Genomic DNA, 17,279 nt, shown 5'->3' with positions numbered 1-17,279 from the left:
TGACTTTCTCCCCTTTTAGCGTTCTGTTACCCCGAGGATGTCGAGGATTTTCTGTTTTGTTTCTTTATGAGATGAATCATCCATCAGGCAATCTTTTGGATAATACAATTTATGGTCTGTTCTTCTTTTCCCTGAAATTGCGTCCACAATCTCAGATTGGCGTGAAAGTTCTCTGATTTCACCGCCTGGCATTAATAAATGGATTGGAACTCTTTCCTCTTCTTCTCCAGGCCGGTAGAAATCATACGGCAGATCTGAAGATGAGTCAACCACCAGATAATAGTCCGGATCGAGCTCCGCCTCTCTAAACAGCCGCTCAAGCTGATTTAATTTTTTATATTCCTTTGAAGGATCGAATTCAACGTATTTGAACAGTCTGCGCTGCATAAAACGGTCACACAGATCTCTTAAAATCGGATCCTTTTCATCTTCCCACATTTGAAAATAGTAGGTGACGACGGATTCATCAAGGTTCAGATAATCTTTCAGCGTCACATTCCCTGTAAACATTGATTTAAAATGTCTCGGCTCGTAAGCGAATTCGTACCCCTGACTGCTCAGTTCTTTTGCACGGTGAAGAATTTTCGTTAAAATCACTTCCGAACTGCGTGTCACGGGATGGAAATACACCTGCCAGTACATCTGATAGCGGCTCATAATATAGTCTTCCACCGCATGCATCCCGCTTGATTTGATAACCACCTGATCATCCACAGGTCTTAACACACGCAAAATTCTTTCCATGTCAAAATGTCCGTAGCTGACCCCTGTAAAATAAGCATCCCGCTGCAGATAATCCATACGGTCAGCATCAATCTGACTTGAGATCAGACTGATCACCTGTTTGTTTTCATACGTTTTGGCAATCACGTCAGCTACTTTTTGCGGAAAATCAGGTGACACTTTTGACAGCACCTGATTCACTTCTGTGTTACCCAGTATGATTTCCTGAGTAAAATCCTCGTGGTCCAGATCAAACACTTTTTCAAATGAATGTGAAAACGGACCGTGCCCGAGGTCATGCAGCAGTGCCGCACAGAGACATAACAGGCGTTCACTGTGATCCCATTCAGGTCTCTGAGCGAATACGTCATCTACAATCCGGCGGATGATTTCATATACACCCAGCGAGTGGTTGAACCGGCTGTGCTCTGCTCCGTGAAAAGTCAGATAGGTCGTTCCAAGCTGACGGATTCTTCTCAGACGCTGAAATTCACGCGTTCCGACAAGGTCCCAGACAACCTGATCCCGCACGTGAATATAGCGGTGGACAGGGTCTTTGAATACTTTTTCCTCAGCCAGTTTTTGCTGCGCATACGTCATGTGTGTCCCTCATCTCTTTCGTTATTTCTTATTATAACGGGTTATTTTTTTACTTCACGACTTGACAAATTTCAACTATTTTTAAATGCCGGTGTCTCAGTTTTTGAGACGGGAAAATAAATATATTGTCTGGTTCTTTAATGGTGGCGTCTGACCTGCGTTTCAGGCGGACGCTTTCCGGACGGTGGTTGCTGAGCCTCCTCAGCCTGCGGCTTCCGGGGTCTCAGCTTCCCACTAATCGTCCCGGAGTCGCCTCCGGTCAACGCTGTAATTATAATCGATTTGCTTCATTATCTGGTGCGTGTAATAAACAGCATCTCACTTCATATAGAAATCTCAATAAGTTATATAGTTCCACTTTTCAAACTTACTGAAACTGTAAAAGTGAAAGTAAAACAGCCGTCAGCTTTTGTGCAGAACGGCTTTTGATATGTAGTCTTCATATAAATTTGTTCGCTGCATTTAATTGTACATGACATGAAGTCACGGTTTCAATCTTGTGCAATGCAAATTTTTTTCTAAACGTGATGTATAAAACTTTTACACTGGGGGGAAAATGGTAGCAGAAAGATTCAAAGATTGGAGTGACGAGGATGAAAAACCGTCAGGATGCATGGATGGAAGAGGATGATTTATTGCTGGCAGACACTGTGCTGCGGCACGTGAGAGAAGGAAGTACGCAGTTGAATGCATTTGAGGAAGCCGGAGATAAGCTGGACCGGACTTCTGCTGCATGCGGATTCAGGTGGAATGCGGTGGTACGCAGTCAGTTCGAGCATGCTTTAACTCTTGCAAAAAAACAGCGGAAGCAGCGTAACAGACTGCTTGGCAAGGATCATTCCGGTAAAAAGAAAGTATTATATCAGCCCGATTTTTCTGTTCCGGAGGGCTTTGAAATTGAGGAGCCAGTTTCGATGAATGAAGAAATTGCGGAGGAGCATACTGAAACCGCACCAGCCTTTGCACAGCCTGCCCCTCAGCCTGAAAAGCGTGTATCGGAGTTGACATTAAGTGCCGTCATCGCATATCTTCAGCAGCTTGACCGGAAAGGTTCACTGCAACACTCTGACAGACTCTCCTCAGAAGTGAAAGTCTGGCAGGAAAAATGCCGCTCTCTTGAAAAGAAAGTACAGTATTTAGAAGAACGAGAGTCTGCCATGAAAGAGGATTATGATACGCTAATGCAAATCATGAACCGTGCAAGAAAGCTTGTGCTGTTTAACGAGCAAGAGCATGCGAATACATTTAAGATGGACCGGAATGGGAACTTGGAGAAGGTTGCTGAGCACTAAGAAAAGTGGACGGCGTTCAGGTCCTAGAGGCGAAGGTTAGCTGGGCAGTTCGAATAATTTAAAAGGTGATGGAATTACCTCGATTGGTGACAGAATTCCCATCCCAGTCCAGAACTCACCCGAATACAACCGTCACGCGAGTTCACTAGTCCAGCCCAGACCCGGCCAGATCGACCATAAAAAAGCGAAAGACCCTTTCCCCGGCCTTTCGCTCATTTTTTATTTCCCTAAGACGCTCTCATTCCGCTTCACAACCCGGTCATAATAAGCCGCATACATGTCCAGCTCTTCACCGTTCAGTGAACCTGCAACCAGCTCGCCGCTCACGGACTTCAGTGCATTCAGAAAGCGCAGCATTCCGTCCTGGACGGTCAGCTCAACGCCAAACAGCTCTGATAGTGATGCCATATGTTCAGGGTGAATATCAGGATAGCTGAATTTTGTCTGCTCGCCCTGGACCGCGCGTTCATAAAAACGCCGTACCAGTTCTGCTCGCTCAGATCCGCTGCCATTCATACACAGATAAATCTGCACGGCGATGCCTCCCCGCAGGCGTCTTTGAGAGATACCGGCGAACTTTTTTCCATTTATACTTAAATCATAGCTTCCCGGACAGTATGAATGAACAATCTCGTATGCTTCAATCTCCTGACCGAAATCAGCAAACATCTCTTTTACAAGTGCATGCATGGCGTCATAGCCGCTATTGATATCAATTCCTTTATCTGCTTCAGAAAATACGAGTGAAATATTTAATACACCTTCATCAAGGACAACAGCAAGACCGCCAGAATTGCGAACGATATATCGCCACCCCTCTTTTTCAAGGAGCTTCAGTCCTTCTTCTAAATGTGGTGTGCGGGCATCCTGTGTACCAAGTACGATTGTCCGGTGGTGCACCCATGAGCGTGCTGTGGCAGGTGCATCCCCGCTCCCTGATGATGCACAAAGCGTATCATCCATCGCAAAGGACTGCAGCGCTTCAAATGAAGGTCCGAGACTCGACTGGTCTATCACTCTCCATATTGGCTGTTTTAACAGCTTCAAACCCTGATCTTCCATACGTTTATTCTCCTCTTTATCAAACTGAGAAAATTATATCATAGATACCATTTAGAAAACGTTCATACTAATTTTCAAAAAACTATTGACTTGAGAATGATTATCATTATAATTTGAATAGTGCTGATAATCATTTTCAATTAAATCTACATAAGAGGAGTGTACATCATGAGAAAAGCATGGTATTTATTTGGTCTAGCTCTGATTCTTGCAATCTTAACGGCTTGCGGAAATTCAGGGGAAGAAGAAACAACTGAAGACAACGGTTCTTCAGACGATTCAGCAGCTACTGAGGAATCAGCTGGAGAAGTTAACCTTTATACCGGTCGTCATTATGAGACAGACCAGGCGCTTTATGATCAGTTTACTGAAGAAACTGGTATTGAAGTGAATGTGATTCAGGGTAAAGATGATGAGTTAATCGCACGTCTTGAGCGTGAAGGTGTCGCATCTGAGGCTGACGTATTTATGACAGCTGATGCAGGCCGTCTGCACCGTGCGAAAGATCTTGAACTGCTTCAGTCAATCGAAAGCGATACACTGAATGAAAACATTCCGGAAAACCTTCGTGACACTGATAACCAGTGGTTCGGTTTAACAAAGCGTGCACGTGTGATCGTATATAATCCGGAAAAAGTTGACGCTGAACAAATCCAGACTTACGAATCATTAACTGAAGAAGATATGGCAGGCCGCGTGCTGATCCGTTCTTCTGAAAACATTTATAACCAGTCACTTGTTGCATCTATGATTTCACTTAACGGTGAAGACGCTGCAAAAGAATGGTCTGAAGGTATTGTAAACAACATGGCACGTGACCCTGAAGGCGGAGACCGTGACCAGGCAAAAGGAATTGCTGCCGGTGAAGGTGATGTAGCTGTTATGAACACTTACTACCTTGGTCAAATGCTGAATTCTGAAGATGAAGAAGAAGTAAAAGTTGCTGAAGGTCTTGAAGTGGTATTCCCTAACCAGGACACTACAGGTACACACGTTAACATCAGTGGTGCCGGCGTAACAGCAAGCAGCAAGAACACAGAAAACGCTCAGAAGTTCATTGAGTTCCTATCTTCTGAAGCTGCACAGAAAGAATTTTCTGCTGCAAACTATGAGTACCCTGCAAACGAAAACGTTGAAGCTTCAGAGCTTCTGCAAAGCTGGGGCGAGTTCAAAGCACAGGACATTAACCTGACTGAACTTGGTGAAAACAATGCACGTGCCCTTCAGATTATGAATGAAGTTGGCTGGAAATAAGAACGAATAAGCTGTATCGCCTGGTTTCAGGTGATGCAGCTTTTTTATATCTTTTTTACGTCAGCTTTTGTGATATATCAATCAGCTCCTTTATTAATTCACTCACCTTTTAGCTTTTTCTTCGCCAAAGGCTTAGACAGCCGGTTTTTGCGTCATCTCCGGAGATTTATCTATCACCTCTGTCCTTTTATCAATCACCTTTTCCGTTTTTCGCACACTCCCCTGCCCTTCATGCCCTTGAGAAACTAAAAGATTTAAAGCTTTTGACCTAAGTGCATAAAGGGCTGAAGATGGATCATGAATAAAGATAGGATATTTTAGGATGAGGAGCCTTTAAGATCGGGCGATGGGGCCCGCTGCTAATTAAATCACCTTACGCAATATATCTATCACCTTCCTGATTTTTTAGACTCACCTTTTTGTTTTTTCACCTGCCGCAGCCTAAGGATGCGATTTTTACGCCACCTCCAGCCATATATCGATCACCTCCACTCTTTTTTCAATCACCTTTTCATTTTTTCGCACCACGCCGCCGCGCGCTACGCACAACCACCGCCCCCATGCAATTTGTCTAAATTTTGACACAGCAGACACCCTTCCCTGCGGTAATTCCTGCTAAATAAGCGTTTTCAACTATACAAATCAAATGAGAACTGTTATCATTATCAGGGAACGATTGCAAGCTATTTGTTTGTACATTGAATTGCAGATTTTAAGGACGTGTCCAGCTTGAAGGTGTTTCGAAAAATACCAGGTTATCTGAATATCTGGTCACTCTTAAGCTTAATCATTGTTATTCTGATTTTGCTTCCAAACTTAACGATCTTAATTAACTTTTTTACTGAGAAAGCAGAAAACTGGGCACATATCCAGGAGTTTATTCTGCCTGACCTGTTAAAGAATACAGGTTTGATTATGCTATTTACCGGATTGTTCACGATTTTAGTCGGCACGAGTCTTGCATGGCTTGTATCCGCCTATGACTTTCCGATGAAGAAATTTTTTAAGTGGGCGTTGATACTGCCGCTCGCGATCCCTCCGTTTATCGCAGGATACACCTATAACGGGATCCTCGATTATACCGGCGTGATCCAGACGACGCTCAGGAACAACTGGGATATTTCAATCAACCAGTCGTATGTAAATATACTGAACCTGCCTGGTGCAGTATTTATTTTCACAATGTTTTTATTTCCTTATGTATATACGATTACACGTGCGTTCCTTGCGCATCAGTCTGCTTCACTTGTTGAGAATGCGCGGCTGCTTGGCAGGAATTCATGGGAGATCTATTTCAAAGTTGTACTCCCGATTTCACGCGGTGCGATTGTAGGCGGCGTCAGCCTGGTACTGCTTGAGGTGTTAAATGATTACGGCCTCGTTCAGTATTTCGGCGTCCCGACATTCAGTACAGCGATTTTCCAGACGTGGTTTGGCATGAATGATCTGAATTCAGCGATCAAGCTTGCAGCAACTCTGATGTTTATCGTCTTCGCCATCCTGATTCTTGAAAAAGTGATGCGCGGACGTAAGAAATACAGTTCAACCACGGCAAAAACAAGACCGCTGACACCAATTAAGCTAAATGGATCAAAGGCCTGGCTTGCATTTGGCTATTGTTTGATGATTTTCATGCTCGCATTTTTAATTCCATTTATCCAAATGGTGGACTGGATGATCTTAACATTTGAAAAGATTGCATCACCTGAATTCACATCATTTATCACAAACTCAGTGCTTGTTTCCTTTATCGGCGCAGCACTTGTGATGGTGTTTGCCGTGATTATCGCAAACTTTGCGAGAATGCATCAGAGCTTTGTTTCAAAGTCTGCTGCCCGCATAACGATTCTCGGGTATTCAATTCCCGGTGCCGTTATCGCAGTCGGGATCAGTACCATCTTCATTGATCTTGATAAATGGCTGTTTGCCTTTTATGAAGCAGTCGGAATGGAAGCTTCCCTATTCTTAAGCACAAGCTTATTCATTCTGATTTCAGCATATATTATCCGTTTCCTCGCGATCGGCTACAATTCAGTTGAAGCCGGCTTTGATAAAATCGGAAACAAATATACGGAAGCATCAAGAATGTTAGGTGAAAATCTGACAAAGACATTTTTCAAAGTGGACCTGCGTATGATAAAAGTTCCATTGATCAGCGGCTTTATACTGGTCTTTATCGATATTTTGAAAGAACTGCCTTTAACCCTGATTTTACGGCCATTTAACTTTGACACTTTAGCCACTAAAGCTTATCAGTACGCGAGTGACGAGCAAATTCATGAAGCTTCTCTTGCTTCTATCCTGATTGTCGTCATCAGCGGTATTGCGATTTATATCTTCCATCAAGTTTTAGAAAAGGAGCCGAATTGATATGTTCGTCGAAATCAAAGACCTGTGCTTTTGTTATGGAAAAGCGAAAACGAATACCATTAACCATTTCCAATTAGAAATTGAACAGGGTGAAATCATTTCCATCCAGGGTGACAGCGGCAGCGGTAAAAGTACTGTGCTGCGCCTGCTTTGCGGTCTTGAGGTCCCTTCAAAAGGTAAAATTTCAATTGATGGTGCAGTGATGACGGATGACCGCCGCTTCGTGCTTCCTGAAAAGCGCGGAATCGGTATGGTGTTCCAGGATTACGCATTGTTTCCACATATGACTGTGCTTGAAAACATTCAATTCGGCTTAAAGAAGCTCAGCCGCCGTGAAAGAAAGCAGCGCGCTGAAGAAGTACTTGAGCTTGTCAATATGACTGCCTATGCCAAGCGCTACCCACACGAATTAAGTGGAGGACAGCAGCAGCGGATTGCACTGGCACGTGCACTCGCACCAAAGCCTTCTCTTCTTTTACTTGATGAGCCATTCAGTAACCTCGATGCCGGCCTGCAGATCAAAATCCGCAGCGAGCTGAGAGAGATTATCAAAAAGACAGGCATCACGTCCATCTTCGTCTCACACGATCTTGAAGACTCCAAAGCCATTGCAGACCGTATTGTTACGATGCGGGACGGGGCTGCCCACGACTGGGAGTCGATCTGTACAACGAAGAAAGAACAGCCGGAGCTTCAACTGGTTGAAATGAAATAATGTTTGAGGACAGCGGAGACCGGGTCTCCGCTTTTTTTTGTGGGGATGCTGATACGACTGTTTAACTCGGGGGATACAATTCAACACGGGGGTAGTGCTACGTCGATTTGCATGACACTGCACTCAACCCGGGTGTGTCGCTACGTCGATTTGCATGACACTGCACTCAACCCAAGCGGATTGCTACATGAATTCGAATAATACAACATTCAATCCGGGTGTATCGCTACATCGCGAAGCACCATACTGCGTTCACGCAGCAATAATGTAAACATACCACCACGCAAAAAATCCCCCGTCTGCTCGTTCAGACGGGGGATTCATTCTATTATAGTGACTGACCTGCAGTAATTAACGCAAGCTTATACACGTCTTCTTCGTTACATCCGCGTGAAAGGTCATTCACCGGTGCGTTCAGTCCCTGAAGGATCGGGCCAACTGCTTCGAATCCGCCAAGGCGCTGTGCGATTTTGTAGCCGATGTTACCAGCTTCAAGGCTTGGGAATACAAATACGTTTGCATCACCCTGGATTTCTGAATCAGGTGCCTTGCTTTTCGCTACTGAAGGAACGAAAGCTGCATCGAACTGAAATTCACCATCAAGTGTCAGCTCAGGATTTGCTTCTTTTGCGATCTTGATTGCTTCAGTTACTTTTTCAGTTTCAGGTGATTTCGCTGAACCTTTTGTTGAGAAGCTCAGCATCGCAACGCGTGGGTCCACGTCGAACATTTCAGCAGTCTTTGCACTTTCAAGCGCGATTTCAGCCAGGTCATTGCTGTCTGGTGAAATGTTGATTGCGCAATCAGCAAATACATACTTTTCATCGTCGCGTACCATAATGAATACGCCTGAAGTCTTTTTGATGCCTTCTTTTGTCTTGATGATCTGTAATGCCGGGCGCACTGTATCTGCAGTAGAATGTGCCGCTCCACTCACAAGACCATCTGCACGGTTTGTGTAGACAAGCATTGTGCCGAAATAATTTTCATCTAAAAGAATCTCGCGTGCCTGTTCTTCCGTTGCTTTCCCTTTACGGCGCTCAACGAATGATGAAACAAGCGAGTCGAATTCAGGGTATGATGACGGATCGACAATGTCACATCCATCTAAAATCACGTTTGCTTCGTCAGCTTTTTCAGCAATGGCGTTCGGGTTACCGACAAGAATTGGTGTTAAAATATTTTCTGCTGCAAGACGGCTTGCTGCTCTTAAAATACGTTCGTCTGATCCTTCAGGAAATACAATACGGCGTTCTTTACCAGTTAATTTTTCTTTTAATCCTGTGAATAAATCGCTCATGATTCATCCTCCTAAATTGGTCTCTACATGTAAGCATACCCCATCTGCAAGTGAATTCAACCAATACCCTTTATGTCAACGTTTTCATTAAAAAAGTTTTTGTTTTCGGACAATTTTAAATGGATGAGTTATTTAAACCGCTGATTTCCGTTACAGGCGGGAGGCTTTCCGGACGGTGGTTGCTAAGCCTCCTCGGCTCCGCCTGCGGGGTCTCAGCTTCCCACTAATCGTCCCGGAGTCCCCGCCTTCCACTACAATCAGCTAAGATTGTTTAAAATAATCTACTTTAAGTTACAATAATGCTGACGCTTGTACTTTATAGAAATTATCATTTGAAAAAGTATTACAAAGCTGATTGCAGCGGAGGATGGGCGACTCCTGCGGCATAGAAGCGACAGGTGAGACCCCGCAGACGCGCAGCGTTGAGGAGGCTCACCGCGCGGCCGCGGAAAGCGCCCATCCGCAGCGGAAATTAGCGGTTTACAACTCCAACAATTCCATGAACCCCTCCTCCCTCATTAGCTGTCCCTGTTCCCTTTATGATAAGATAGAAGCAGTGAGTTTATATGACATTTCATTTAGGAGTGACTGAATATGAGTGAAGCGGCAACTACGCTGGATGGCTGGTATGGCCTGCATGATTTTCGTAAGATGGACTGGACTTCGTGGAAGCAGCTGACAAGCGATGAGCGCACAGCAGCGATCAATGAGTTCCAGCAGTTTTTAAAGAAGCTGAATGACGTACAGGATCAGGACCAGGGCAGTCATTCGTTCTATTCAATTGTTGGACAGAAGGCAGATTTCGTATTATTCATTCTGCGTCCGACAATGGAAGAGCTGAATGACCTTGAAAATGAATTTAACAAATTAACGATTGCTGATTATACAGTACCTACTTATTCGTATGTGTCTGTTGTTGAGCTTGGAAGCTATGGATCAAAGGATTCTGATGAAGATCCTTATGAAAACCCTTATGTGAGATCACGTCTGTATCCAAAGCTGCCAAAATCAAAGCATATCTGCTTCTATCCAATGGATAAAAAGCGTGAAGGCAATGATAACTGGTACATGCTTTCAATGGAAGACCGTAAAAAGCTGATGTATGATCACGGTATGATCGGCCGTCAATATGCAGGCAAGATCAAGCAGATTATCTCAGGGTCAGTCGGCTTTGATGACTGGGAATGGGGCGTAACGCTCTATGCGGATGATGTGCTGCAGTTTAAGAAAATTGTATATGAAATGCGTTTTGATGAAACAAGTGCGCGCTATGGTGAATTTGGTGCGTTCTATGTAGGTAACCTGCTTGAAGATGAGGACCTGCCGAAGTTTCTTCACGTATAAGAAGTTCCCTCCAGTCAAATGTGGCTGGAGGTTTTTTTATGTATAAAATCGCGTTGCTGTTCATATTGTGTAACTGACTGGAGGGAGAATAAAAATGACAATGAATCCATCTTATTCTACGGGGCAGTACGGTACGGGACAGTACGGTGGTTACTACCCTAATTATCAATACTACTATGGCCAGCAACAGCAGGCTCAGCAGCCCGCTCGTCCGCCTGTGGAAGAATCGTATATTGAAAATATTTTCAGATTAAATCGGGGTAAGCCGACGACTGTCTATATGACATTTGAAAACAATAAGGACTGGAACGCTAAAATTTTTAAAGGCATTATTGAAGCAGCCGGACGTGATCATCTGATTTTAAGCGATCCGAATACCGGAAAAAGATATCTGCTGCCGCTTATTTATCTGGATTATGCAACGTTTGACGGGGAGATTGAGTACGAATATCCGTTTAATAATGTGGGGCAATAAAACGAAAAGAGAGCCCGGAATATCGGACTCTCTTTACTTTTTATAAAACTTTAGCAATCGCGATAATCAGGCAGACCCATCCACCCAGGAACAACAAACCGCCAATTGGTGTGATGGCACCCAACACACTGATTCCTGTGAGACTTAATACATACAGGCTTCCTGAGAAGAACACGATTCCCCCCACAAATAACCAGCCCGCAGTTCCGAAAAGACCTGACGCCGGAAGTGTGCCGATTAACACACCGGTAATTAAGATGGCTGTTGCGTGGAACATCTGATATTGCACCGCTGTGTTCCATGTATCAAGGTATTTTGGCTCTACTCTACCTTCAAGTGCATGTGCACCAAAAGCTCCGAGCGCGACTGATAGAAATGCATTGATTGCACCAATAATTAATAGTATTTTCATTTGAGACTTCCTTTCCTGTTTGGAGCTTTTAACCGCTGATGGTTCCCGTGGGGGACTGCGCTTTCCTGCCCCCGGGCGCTGAGCCCACAGGCTTCGCCATACCTGGTCTCACCTGTCCCCTCCTGGGGCGGGAGTCTCCGTCCCCCCACTCCAACCACCAGCTCAATATATCAAATTATCACTCAAAAACGGTTTTTAAATGATTTGTAAAATTCTAGCTATTGGTTTGCGCGTAAGGCGGCGACTCCAGCGCGAGGAGCGTGAGAGCTGAGACCCCACAGGCAAAGCCGAGGAGGCTCAGCGCACGCCGCGCGGAAAGCGTCCGCCTGAAGCGCAAACCAATAGCGGTTCCATAAGATAATTACTTTAAAAATCAAACAATGAATCACCATTGCCGCCGTCTGTTTCGATCGGCTTTTCCTGCAGCGGGCTTGGCTGCTGATAGGATTGGACCTGCTGCGGCTGCATTACCGGCTGGACCGGGGGCTGTGGCTGCCTTCCTGGTGCAGGCGCCGATTCCTCCTGTCCAAGTGCAAGCTCGCATAATGTCTGTATAGAGCGCAAATGCTCGCGCTGACGACCAGGCGCTGCTCCCTGTGCTTTATTCGCTTCCTGTGAAATTTTCTGAAGAAGCTGTTCGTATGAAATATTCATGTCGATCTCCTTCCCTGCTTTGGTTCAAATGCATAGCATGGCTGTCCGGATGCCCTGAACACTTCGAGTGATGGAAGGTGTCTGGTTTTGAACCCATGCGCTTTGCATCCTTTGGGAAAGTTCGGATCCCAGGTTACATAATAGTATTTACACGCATTGCAGTTAATACGCTTTGATTCAGCCAAAACGAATGCCTCCTTCAATCAAGTGACCAGTTGATCGGGTCGATGCCGTGCTCCTTTAAATATTTGTTCGTTTTGGAAAATGGCTGACTGCCGAAGAAACCTCTGTGTGCAGCGAGCGGGCTTGGGTGCGGCGAATTGAGTATCAAATGTTTATCTGTATCAATCAGCCTGCTTTTAGCCTGAGCGGGCTTGCCCCATAAAATGAACACAAGCGGTTCTTCCCTCTCACCTAAAAGCCTGATTGCCTCATCAGTGAGCTGCTCCCAGCCTTTTCCCTTATGAGAATGAGCCTGTCCTTCCTTTACTGTCAGAACTGTATTCAGCAAAAGGACGCCTTCATCTGCCCACTTCGTTAAATCCCCCGACTTTGGCGGATCAACGTCTACATCTTCCTTCAATTCTTTAAAAATATTCTGCAGTGACGGAGGAATTCTTGTTCCCTCCTGCACGGAAAAGCTGAGCCCGTGCGCCTGGCCCTCTCCATGATAAGGATCCTGACCGAGAATAACCGCCTTCACTTTATGAAAAGGTGTCCGCTTGAACGCTGCATAAATATCATCCATTGGTGGAAATACTTTACCTGAGCTGTATTCCTGCTTGAGAAATTCTCTTAACTGCTGGTACTCCGGTTCATCAAAAACCGGCTGAAGCTTGTCCTGCCAATCGTTTTGAATATTTACACCCATATATGATCACCCCTGTTATTCGAATGTTATGTCAGCGTCATACCCCGTGAATTCAAAGAACTCGGTTAATGCCAGTTCAGCATTGATTTCTGCCCGCTCAAGCACACCCTGTTCAATTGCTTCTTTTTTAATTTTTTCCTGCGCAACAGCTATATAATCAATACTTTCCTCCAGGTTTATGGCACTGCGGAAGATTCCTTCAGTCGTGAAGGTTTCCACCTCATCCGCCTGAATGGCAGGATCCTGAAGCAGTTTCGCACGCGGAAGCGTCAGAGAAACTGTTTTCTCCTCTTCATTCACTTCAACATCGTCCTCTGACAGCTGATCCATATCAATACCTGCAAGTACTGTACCCGGCACAACTAAAAACACTCTGCGCTCTGTGCCTGGTAGTTTCCACTTAATGTCCAGTCCGAAAACCTCGTTATCTTTTTCATCAATAACTGTTTTAACAAAAGCCTGTGAAGTTGCAAGAGCATTCATATCTTTAATCTGTTCAACAAAAGTTGCAGACCTCTGTTGCTGATTATCGCCAAATATGTATTGAAATCCCAAGACTCCCGCCCCTGCAATTATAGCTAACGTTAACATTCCAAACACTAAATTCTTCAAACCTTTGCTCATTTCATCACCATTTAACAGCTTACAGCTGGATTTTTTATAACCAGTCTTTATTATACGGAACTTGCCGATCGTTGGAAACCAGTTCCTTCTTACAGTCTGTCGGTATTGCCCGGTTATGACAAATATCTGTCAAAATTCATCACTATTTCCCGGGAAATGCAGGACGTTTTCAAACATTCCCCACGCGTGCTATGATGAAGGAAATAATCTTTGGAGGGTTTTTTATGTCTTTAAATAAAACATTAACAATCGCAGGATCAGATACAAGTGGTGGCGCAGGCATTCAGGCTGACCTTAAAACGTTTCAGGAGCACGGCACGTATGGTATGACGGCTCTTACGACAGTGGTAACAATGGACCCGGCAAATCACTGGGCGCATAATGTACACCCGCTACCAATTGACACACTGAAGGCGCAGATCGACACTGCCCTGTCTACAGGTATTTCCGCTTTAAAAACAGGGATGCTTGGATCAGTGGAAATTATTGAGACTGCTGCTCAGGCAATCGACCGCTCTGAAACTGATAAAGTAGTCATTGATCCTGTAATGGTATGTAAAGGTGAGGATGAAGTACTGCACCCTGAGACAGTTGGCGCTATGCAGGAGCATCTGTTACCGCGTGCAATGGTGGTTACACCTAACCTGTTCGAAGCATGGCAGCTGTCAGGTGTTGGACCAATACGCACAATAGAAGATATGAAAGCAGCAGCAGCTAAAATCGTTGAGATGGGTGCAAAATCTGTTGTCGTTAAAGGCGGTAAGCAGCTCGAACACGATCAGGCAGTTGATTTATTCTATGACGGCGAGACGTTTATTTTACTTGAAGCAGAAAAAGCAGATACTTCTTATAATCACGGGGCTGGCTGTACATTTGCAGCTGCAATCACTGCTAATCTTGCCAACGGCCTCGAGTTGAAAGAAGCCGTTACGAACGCAAAAGAATTTGTTACATCAGCAATTCACCACGGCTGGCGCCTGAATGAATATGTAGGACCTGTTATGCACGGGGCACACAGCCGGTTTGGCAAAGTGACTGTAAACAAAGAAACATTGAATGCGTAATGAAAAGTTTAGTTTTGCTAATTTAAGGAATACACGTAAGAAATAGTGATTCTTTAAATGAGGTGAAACCATGATAAACTTTATTATTGCACTTGCTGTGATACTTGGTGTGTTTGGCGGCTTTTATCTGATCACCGGGTCACTTGGGATCTCTGCTATAGCCGGGCTGATCGGCGGTGTGATCGCTGTAATTGCTGTAGCTGCCTATACCGGTCAGCGCAAGCAGCAGATCAGTCAAAATAATGAAGCACCACTTCACACAGACCGCACACCGGAAAGAGAAAATCAATCAGGCTATACCCCTGATAAAGAAAACGAACGTAAAATAAAAGACCCATCATAACAAAAAGCCGCCCACGCGGCTTTTTGTTATTTTACAGGAAACTGAAACAGCCTTTTCGCATTCCGGAAAGTTTTGAAGTAAAATAGAGCATATGATTAAAGGCAAGGAGGAGCATGATGGAGCCTGTCAAAATAGATGACGTACAAAAACTGATTAACAGCTTTGCAAACAAAGAAGTATATATCCATTTAGAAACAACAAACGGTTCGTACGCTTCCCATTTCGATGAAAAGTTTTTCAATGCAGGAGCTTTTATCAGAAATGCAAAAGTGGAATATGAGCTTGGAAAAATTATTGGTGACCCGCCATCACGAGTTGGTTTAAAGCTTGGAGACCTCGGATGGATTTATGCACAGGGCATCACACATTACGAGCTTGATGATAAAGGAAGGCTGCTGATGGCCGGACATGACCATCAGGGTAAGCTTGCTGTTTCACTGCAGATCAGCGAAACACCTTTTGAGTAACAGGAAGGAGTCAGAAATATGATTGAACAGGAAAATCACGTACTGGTCGTGTTCCCGCACCCCGACGATGAAGCGTTCGGCGTATCCGGCACGATTGCATCTCATATTAAGAACGGCACCGGTGTCACATATGCATGTCTGACGCTTGGCCAGATGGGAAGAAACCTTGGTAACCCGCCATTTGCAACAAGAGAATCTCTTCCTGACATCCGTAAAAAAGAATTAAAAGCAGCTGCGACCGCAATGGGACTGACTGACCTGCGCATGATGGGGCTGCGTGATAAGACAGTTGAGTTTGAAGATGATGAATATATGGTTGAAATGATGGAATCACTTATAAAGGAAACGAACCCTTCCCTTGTGATTACATTTTATCCGGACTATTGCGTTCATCCTGACCATGAAGCAACTGCACGTGCAGTAGTCAGAGCCGTGCACCGGATGGAAAAACGTCCAAAGCTTCACTGTGTTGCGTTTGCCAATAACACGGCAGAAGAACTTGGAGAGCCGGATGTTGTCAACGATGTAACAGAGGTAATGGATGTAAAGCTCAACGCAATGCGCGCCCATATCTCACAAACAGCCTGGATGCTTGAGGATCTTGAAAAAAGACTCGGAGAAAACGATCCTGAAGCGATTCAGTGGGTGACACAGGAAAGGTTTTTCAACTATCGGTTTGATCAGGGATACATTTAAAAAATGCCCGTTTGGCAGCGACAAAAGTCGTTCACCAAACGGGCGTTTTATTATGCCTTTTTTAATTCCTCAATCGTCGGCAGTGCAGTCATCGCACCCTTCACTGAAGCAGCAAGTGCGCCTGAACGGCTTGCAAGCTCTACCATTTCAACTGCACGCTCAAGCTTCAGGTCACGTACTTCTCCTTCATATTCATGAAGCGAATACAGCATGCCTGAAACAAATGCATCGCCAGCACCTGTTGTATCAACTGCCTGAACTTTATTCGCCGGCACGTGACGCGTATCCGTCTGCGTGAATACCCAGCTCCCTTCAGCACCCATTGTGATCAGTAAGAGCGGAATTCCGAACTGCTTCATCACCTCGGCACCTTTTTGGATGTCAGCCGTGCCAGTTAAAAATTCCAGTTCTTCTTCTGAAATCTTAACGACATCCGCCTGATCCAGCATAGAAGAAATCGTTCTGCGCGCTTCTTCTTCATTTGGCCATAGTGACATACGAAGATTCGGATCATAAGAAATGATCATCCCTTTTTCACGCGCCAGTTCAACCGCTTTTTTCGTTGCTGTTTTAGATGGCTCACTAATCATGGAAATCGAACCAAAATGCAGAATTCTGGATTCCTCAAATAGCGCCGGGTCCAGCTCTTCAGCTTTGTAAAATCTGTCCGCACTCGGATCTATGTAAAAATCAAAGCTGCGCTCCCCATTGTCCAGTGTGACGAATACAACACCTGTACGATTGTCCTGATCAAAGTGCATATAGTCAGTATTCACACCGTAGTTTTTTAACGTACGCTCCAGAAATCTGCCAAGCACATCCTCCCCTACTTTTCCGGCAAAGTAAGATGGCAGCCCCAGACGCGCTACACCTACAGCTACGTTAGCCGGTGCACCGCCCGGACTTTTATAATAGAAGTCATTTGTTTCATCTGTTGGAATAAAATCAATCAAAGCTTCTCCTAATGAAATAACACCTTTTTTCATCTGAAAACCCTCCTGTGAAAAAACACT

19 protein-coding genes are annotated in these 17,279 nt (G+C 44.8%); 10 read left to right on the top strand and 9 right to left on the bottom strand.

Going from position 1 to position 17,279, the window contains the following annotated elements; genetic code table 11:
- Positions 1-15: 15 nt before the first annotated feature.
- On the bottom strand, positions 16-1,323 hold the full coding sequence (locus UFB30_RS02975; protein WP_322420185.1) for an HD domain-containing protein: 1,308 nt from the start codon (positions 1,321-1,323) through the stop codon (positions 16-18).
- Positions 1,324-1,916: 593 nt separating this feature from the next.
- On the opposite strand from UFB30_RS02975, the gene UFB30_RS02970 reads away from it, so the two are divergent.
- Complete coding sequence (locus UFB30_RS02970; RefSeq protein ID WP_322420184.1) at positions 1,917-2,615, top strand: RsfA family transcriptional regulator; 699 nt, start codon at positions 1,917-1,919, stop codon at positions 2,613-2,615.
- Between the two features lie 219 nt (positions 2,616-2,834).
- Here the strand turns inward: UFB30_RS02970 and lipL are convergent, their stop codons facing one another.
- Positions 2,835-3,677 (bottom strand): octanoyl-[GcvH]:protein N-octanoyltransferase, encoded by an 843-nt coding sequence (gene lipL / locus UFB30_RS02965; RefSeq protein WP_322420183.1) that lies wholly within the window; start codon positions 3,675-3,677, stop codon positions 2,835-2,837.
- A gap of 168 nt (positions 3,678-3,845) precedes the next feature.
- Between lipL and UFB30_RS02960 the strand changes: the two genes are divergently transcribed.
- The 3 genes from UFB30_RS02960 to UFB30_RS02950 all read left to right on the top strand — a co-directional run bounded on the left by UFB30_RS02960 (position 3,846) and on the right by UFB30_RS02950 (position 8,016).
- Positions 3,846-4,931 carry a Fe(3+) ABC transporter substrate-binding protein gene (locus tag UFB30_RS02960; RefSeq protein ID WP_322420182.1) on the top strand — a complete coding sequence of 362 codons (1,086 nt, stop codon included), beginning with the start codon at positions 3,846-3,848 and terminating at the stop codon, positions 4,929-4,931.
- A 729-nt stretch (positions 4,932-5,660) separates the two neighbouring features.
- Positions 5,661-7,301, top strand: coding sequence for an ABC transporter permease (locus tag UFB30_RS02955; RefSeq protein WP_322420181.1), 1,641 nt, complete (start codon positions 5,661-5,663; stop codon positions 7,299-7,301).
- Between the two features lies 1 nt (position 7,302).
- Complete coding sequence (locus UFB30_RS02950; protein ID WP_322420180.1) at positions 7,303-8,016, top strand: ABC transporter ATP-binding protein; 714 nt, start codon at positions 7,303-7,305, stop codon at positions 8,014-8,016.
- Between the two features lie 328 nt (positions 8,017-8,344).
- Here UFB30_RS02950 and pta read toward each other — a convergent pair whose 3' ends face one another.
- On the bottom strand, positions 8,345-9,316 hold the full coding sequence (pta, locus tag UFB30_RS02945; protein WP_322420179.1) for a phosphate acetyltransferase: 972 nt from the start codon (positions 9,314-9,316) through the stop codon (positions 8,345-8,347).
- 594 nt (positions 9,317-9,910) lie between these two features.
- Here pta and hemQ point away from each other — a divergent pair.
- Positions 9,911-10,660 (top strand): hydrogen peroxide-dependent heme synthase, encoded by a 750-nt coding sequence (hemQ, locus tag UFB30_RS02940; RefSeq protein WP_322420178.1) that lies wholly within the window; start codon positions 9,911-9,913, stop codon positions 10,658-10,660.
- 94 nt (positions 10,661-10,754) lie between these two features.
- On the top strand, positions 10,755-11,135 hold the full coding sequence (gene gerQ, locus UFB30_RS02935; protein WP_322420177.1) for a spore coat protein GerQ: 381 nt from the start codon (positions 10,755-10,757) through the stop codon (positions 11,133-11,135).
- 40 nt (positions 11,136-11,175) lie between these two features.
- On the opposite strand, the gene UFB30_RS02930 is transcribed toward gerQ, so the two are convergent.
- From UFB30_RS02930 to UFB30_RS02910, 5 genes are all read right to left on the bottom strand, one after another.
- Positions 11,176-11,547 (bottom strand): DUF423 domain-containing protein, encoded by a 372-nt coding sequence (locus UFB30_RS02930; protein ID WP_039811746.1) that lies wholly within the window; start codon positions 11,545-11,547, stop codon positions 11,176-11,178.
- Between the two features lie 366 nt (positions 11,548-11,913).
- A complete protein-coding gene (locus UFB30_RS02925; RefSeq protein ID WP_322420176.1) occupies positions 11,914-12,201 on the bottom strand; it encodes a YwdI family protein in 288 nt (95 codons plus the stop codon).
- Positions 12,198-12,386: a uracil-DNA glycosylase gene (locus tag UFB30_RS02920; RefSeq protein WP_322420175.1), complete on the bottom strand. Its 189-nt coding sequence runs from the start codon at positions 12,384-12,386 to the stop codon at positions 12,198-12,200. Before UFB30_RS02920 ends, UFB30_RS02925 begins: the two co-directional genes overlap by 4 nt.
- Positions 12,387-12,400: 14 nt before the next feature.
- A complete protein-coding gene (locus tag UFB30_RS02915; RefSeq protein WP_322420174.1) occupies positions 12,401-13,072 on the bottom strand; it encodes a uracil-DNA glycosylase in 672 nt (223 codons plus the stop codon).
- Positions 13,073-13,087: 15 nt separating this feature from the next.
- Entirely contained in the window at positions 13,088-13,627 is a 540-nt protein-coding gene (locus UFB30_RS02910; RefSeq protein ID WP_322420173.1) for a DUF4230 domain-containing protein, read from the bottom strand.
- A 293-nt stretch (positions 13,628-13,920) separates the two neighbouring features.
- Here UFB30_RS02910 and pdxK point away from each other — a divergent pair, with 293 nt between their 5' ends.
- From pdxK to bshB2, 4 genes are all read left to right on the top strand, one after another.
- On the top strand, positions 13,921-14,760 hold the full coding sequence (gene pdxK / locus UFB30_RS02905; RefSeq protein ID WP_322420172.1) for a pyridoxine/pyridoxal/pyridoxamine kinase: 840 nt from the start codon (positions 13,921-13,923) through the stop codon (positions 14,758-14,760).
- Positions 14,761-14,830: 70 nt separating this feature from the next.
- On the top strand, positions 14,831-15,103 hold the full coding sequence (locus UFB30_RS02900; protein WP_322420171.1) for a hypothetical protein: 273 nt from the start codon (positions 14,831-14,833) through the stop codon (positions 15,101-15,103).
- A gap of 116 nt (positions 15,104-15,219) precedes the next feature.
- Positions 15,220-15,570: a YojF family protein gene (locus UFB30_RS02895; protein WP_039811761.1), complete on the top strand. Its 351-nt coding sequence runs from the start codon at positions 15,220-15,222 to the stop codon at positions 15,568-15,570.
- 18 nt (positions 15,571-15,588) lie between these two features.
- Positions 15,589-16,266 (top strand): bacillithiol biosynthesis deacetylase BshB2, encoded by a 678-nt coding sequence (gene bshB2, locus UFB30_RS02890; protein ID WP_322420170.1) that lies wholly within the window; start codon positions 15,589-15,591, stop codon positions 16,264-16,266.
- Between the two features lie 50 nt (positions 16,267-16,316).
- On the opposite strand, the gene UFB30_RS02885 is transcribed toward bshB2, so the two are convergent.
- Complete coding sequence (locus UFB30_RS02885; protein ID WP_322420169.1) at positions 16,317-17,252, bottom strand: carbohydrate kinase family protein; 936 nt, start codon at positions 17,250-17,252, stop codon at positions 16,317-16,319.
- Positions 17,253-17,279 lie beyond the last annotated feature (27 nt).

The organism is Jeotgalibacillus haloalkalitolerans (genome assembly GCF_034427455.1).
GTDB classification, from domain to species: domain Bacteria; phylum Bacillota; class Bacilli; order Bacillales; family Jeotgalibacillaceae; genus Jeotgalibacillus; species Jeotgalibacillus haloalkalitolerans.
This window is presented reverse-complemented; position numbering and strand designations above follow the sequence as displayed.

Coding starts and splice junctions, on each gene's coding strand:
- UFB30_RS02975 (WP_322420185.1), bottom strand. CDS start 1,323: ATGACGTATGCGCAGCAAAAACTGGCTGAGGAAAAAGTATTCAAAGAC.
- UFB30_RS02970 (WP_322420184.1), top strand. CDS start 1,917: ATGAAAAACCGTCAGGATGCATGGATGGAAGAGGATGATTTATTGCTG.
- lipL (WP_322420183.1), bottom strand. CDS start 3,677: ATGGAAGATCAGGGTTTGAAGCTGTTAAAACAGCCAATATGGAGAGTG.
- UFB30_RS02960 (WP_322420182.1), top strand. CDS start 3,846: ATGAGAAAAGCATGGTATTTATTTGGTCTAGCTCTGATTCTTGCAATC.
- UFB30_RS02950 (WP_322420180.1), top strand. CDS start 7,303: ATGTTCGTCGAAATCAAAGACCTGTGCTTTTGTTATGGAAAAGCGAAA.
- pta (WP_322420179.1), bottom strand. CDS start 9,316: ATGAGCGATTTATTCACAGGATTAAAAGAAAAATTAACTGGTAAAGAA.
- hemQ (WP_322420178.1), top strand. CDS start 9,911: ATGAGTGAAGCGGCAACTACGCTGGATGGCTGGTATGGCCTGCATGAT.
- gerQ (WP_322420177.1), top strand. CDS start 10,755: ATGACAATGAATCCATCTTATTCTACGGGGCAGTACGGTACGGGACAG.
- UFB30_RS02930 (WP_039811746.1), bottom strand. CDS start 11,547: ATGAAAATACTATTAATTATTGGTGCAATCAATGCATTTCTATCAGTC.
- UFB30_RS02925 (WP_322420176.1), bottom strand. CDS start 12,201: ATGAATATTTCATACGAACAGCTTCTTCAGAAAATTTCACAGGAAGCG.
- UFB30_RS02915 (WP_322420174.1), bottom strand. CDS start 13,072: ATGGGTGTAAATATTCAAAACGATTGGCAGGACAAGCTTCAGCCGGTT.
- pdxK (WP_322420172.1), top strand. CDS start 13,921: ATGTCTTTAAATAAAACATTAACAATCGCAGGATCAGATACAAGTGGT.
- UFB30_RS02900 (WP_322420171.1), top strand. CDS start 14,831: ATGATAAACTTTATTATTGCACTTGCTGTGATACTTGGTGTGTTTGGC.
- UFB30_RS02895 (WP_039811761.1), top strand. CDS start 15,220: ATGGAGCCTGTCAAAATAGATGACGTACAAAAACTGATTAACAGCTTT.
- bshB2 (WP_322420170.1), top strand. CDS start 15,589: ATGATTGAACAGGAAAATCACGTACTGGTCGTGTTCCCGCACCCCGAC.
- UFB30_RS02885 (WP_322420169.1), bottom strand. CDS start 17,252: ATGAAAAAAGGTGTTATTTCATTAGGAGAAGCTTTGATTGATTTTATT.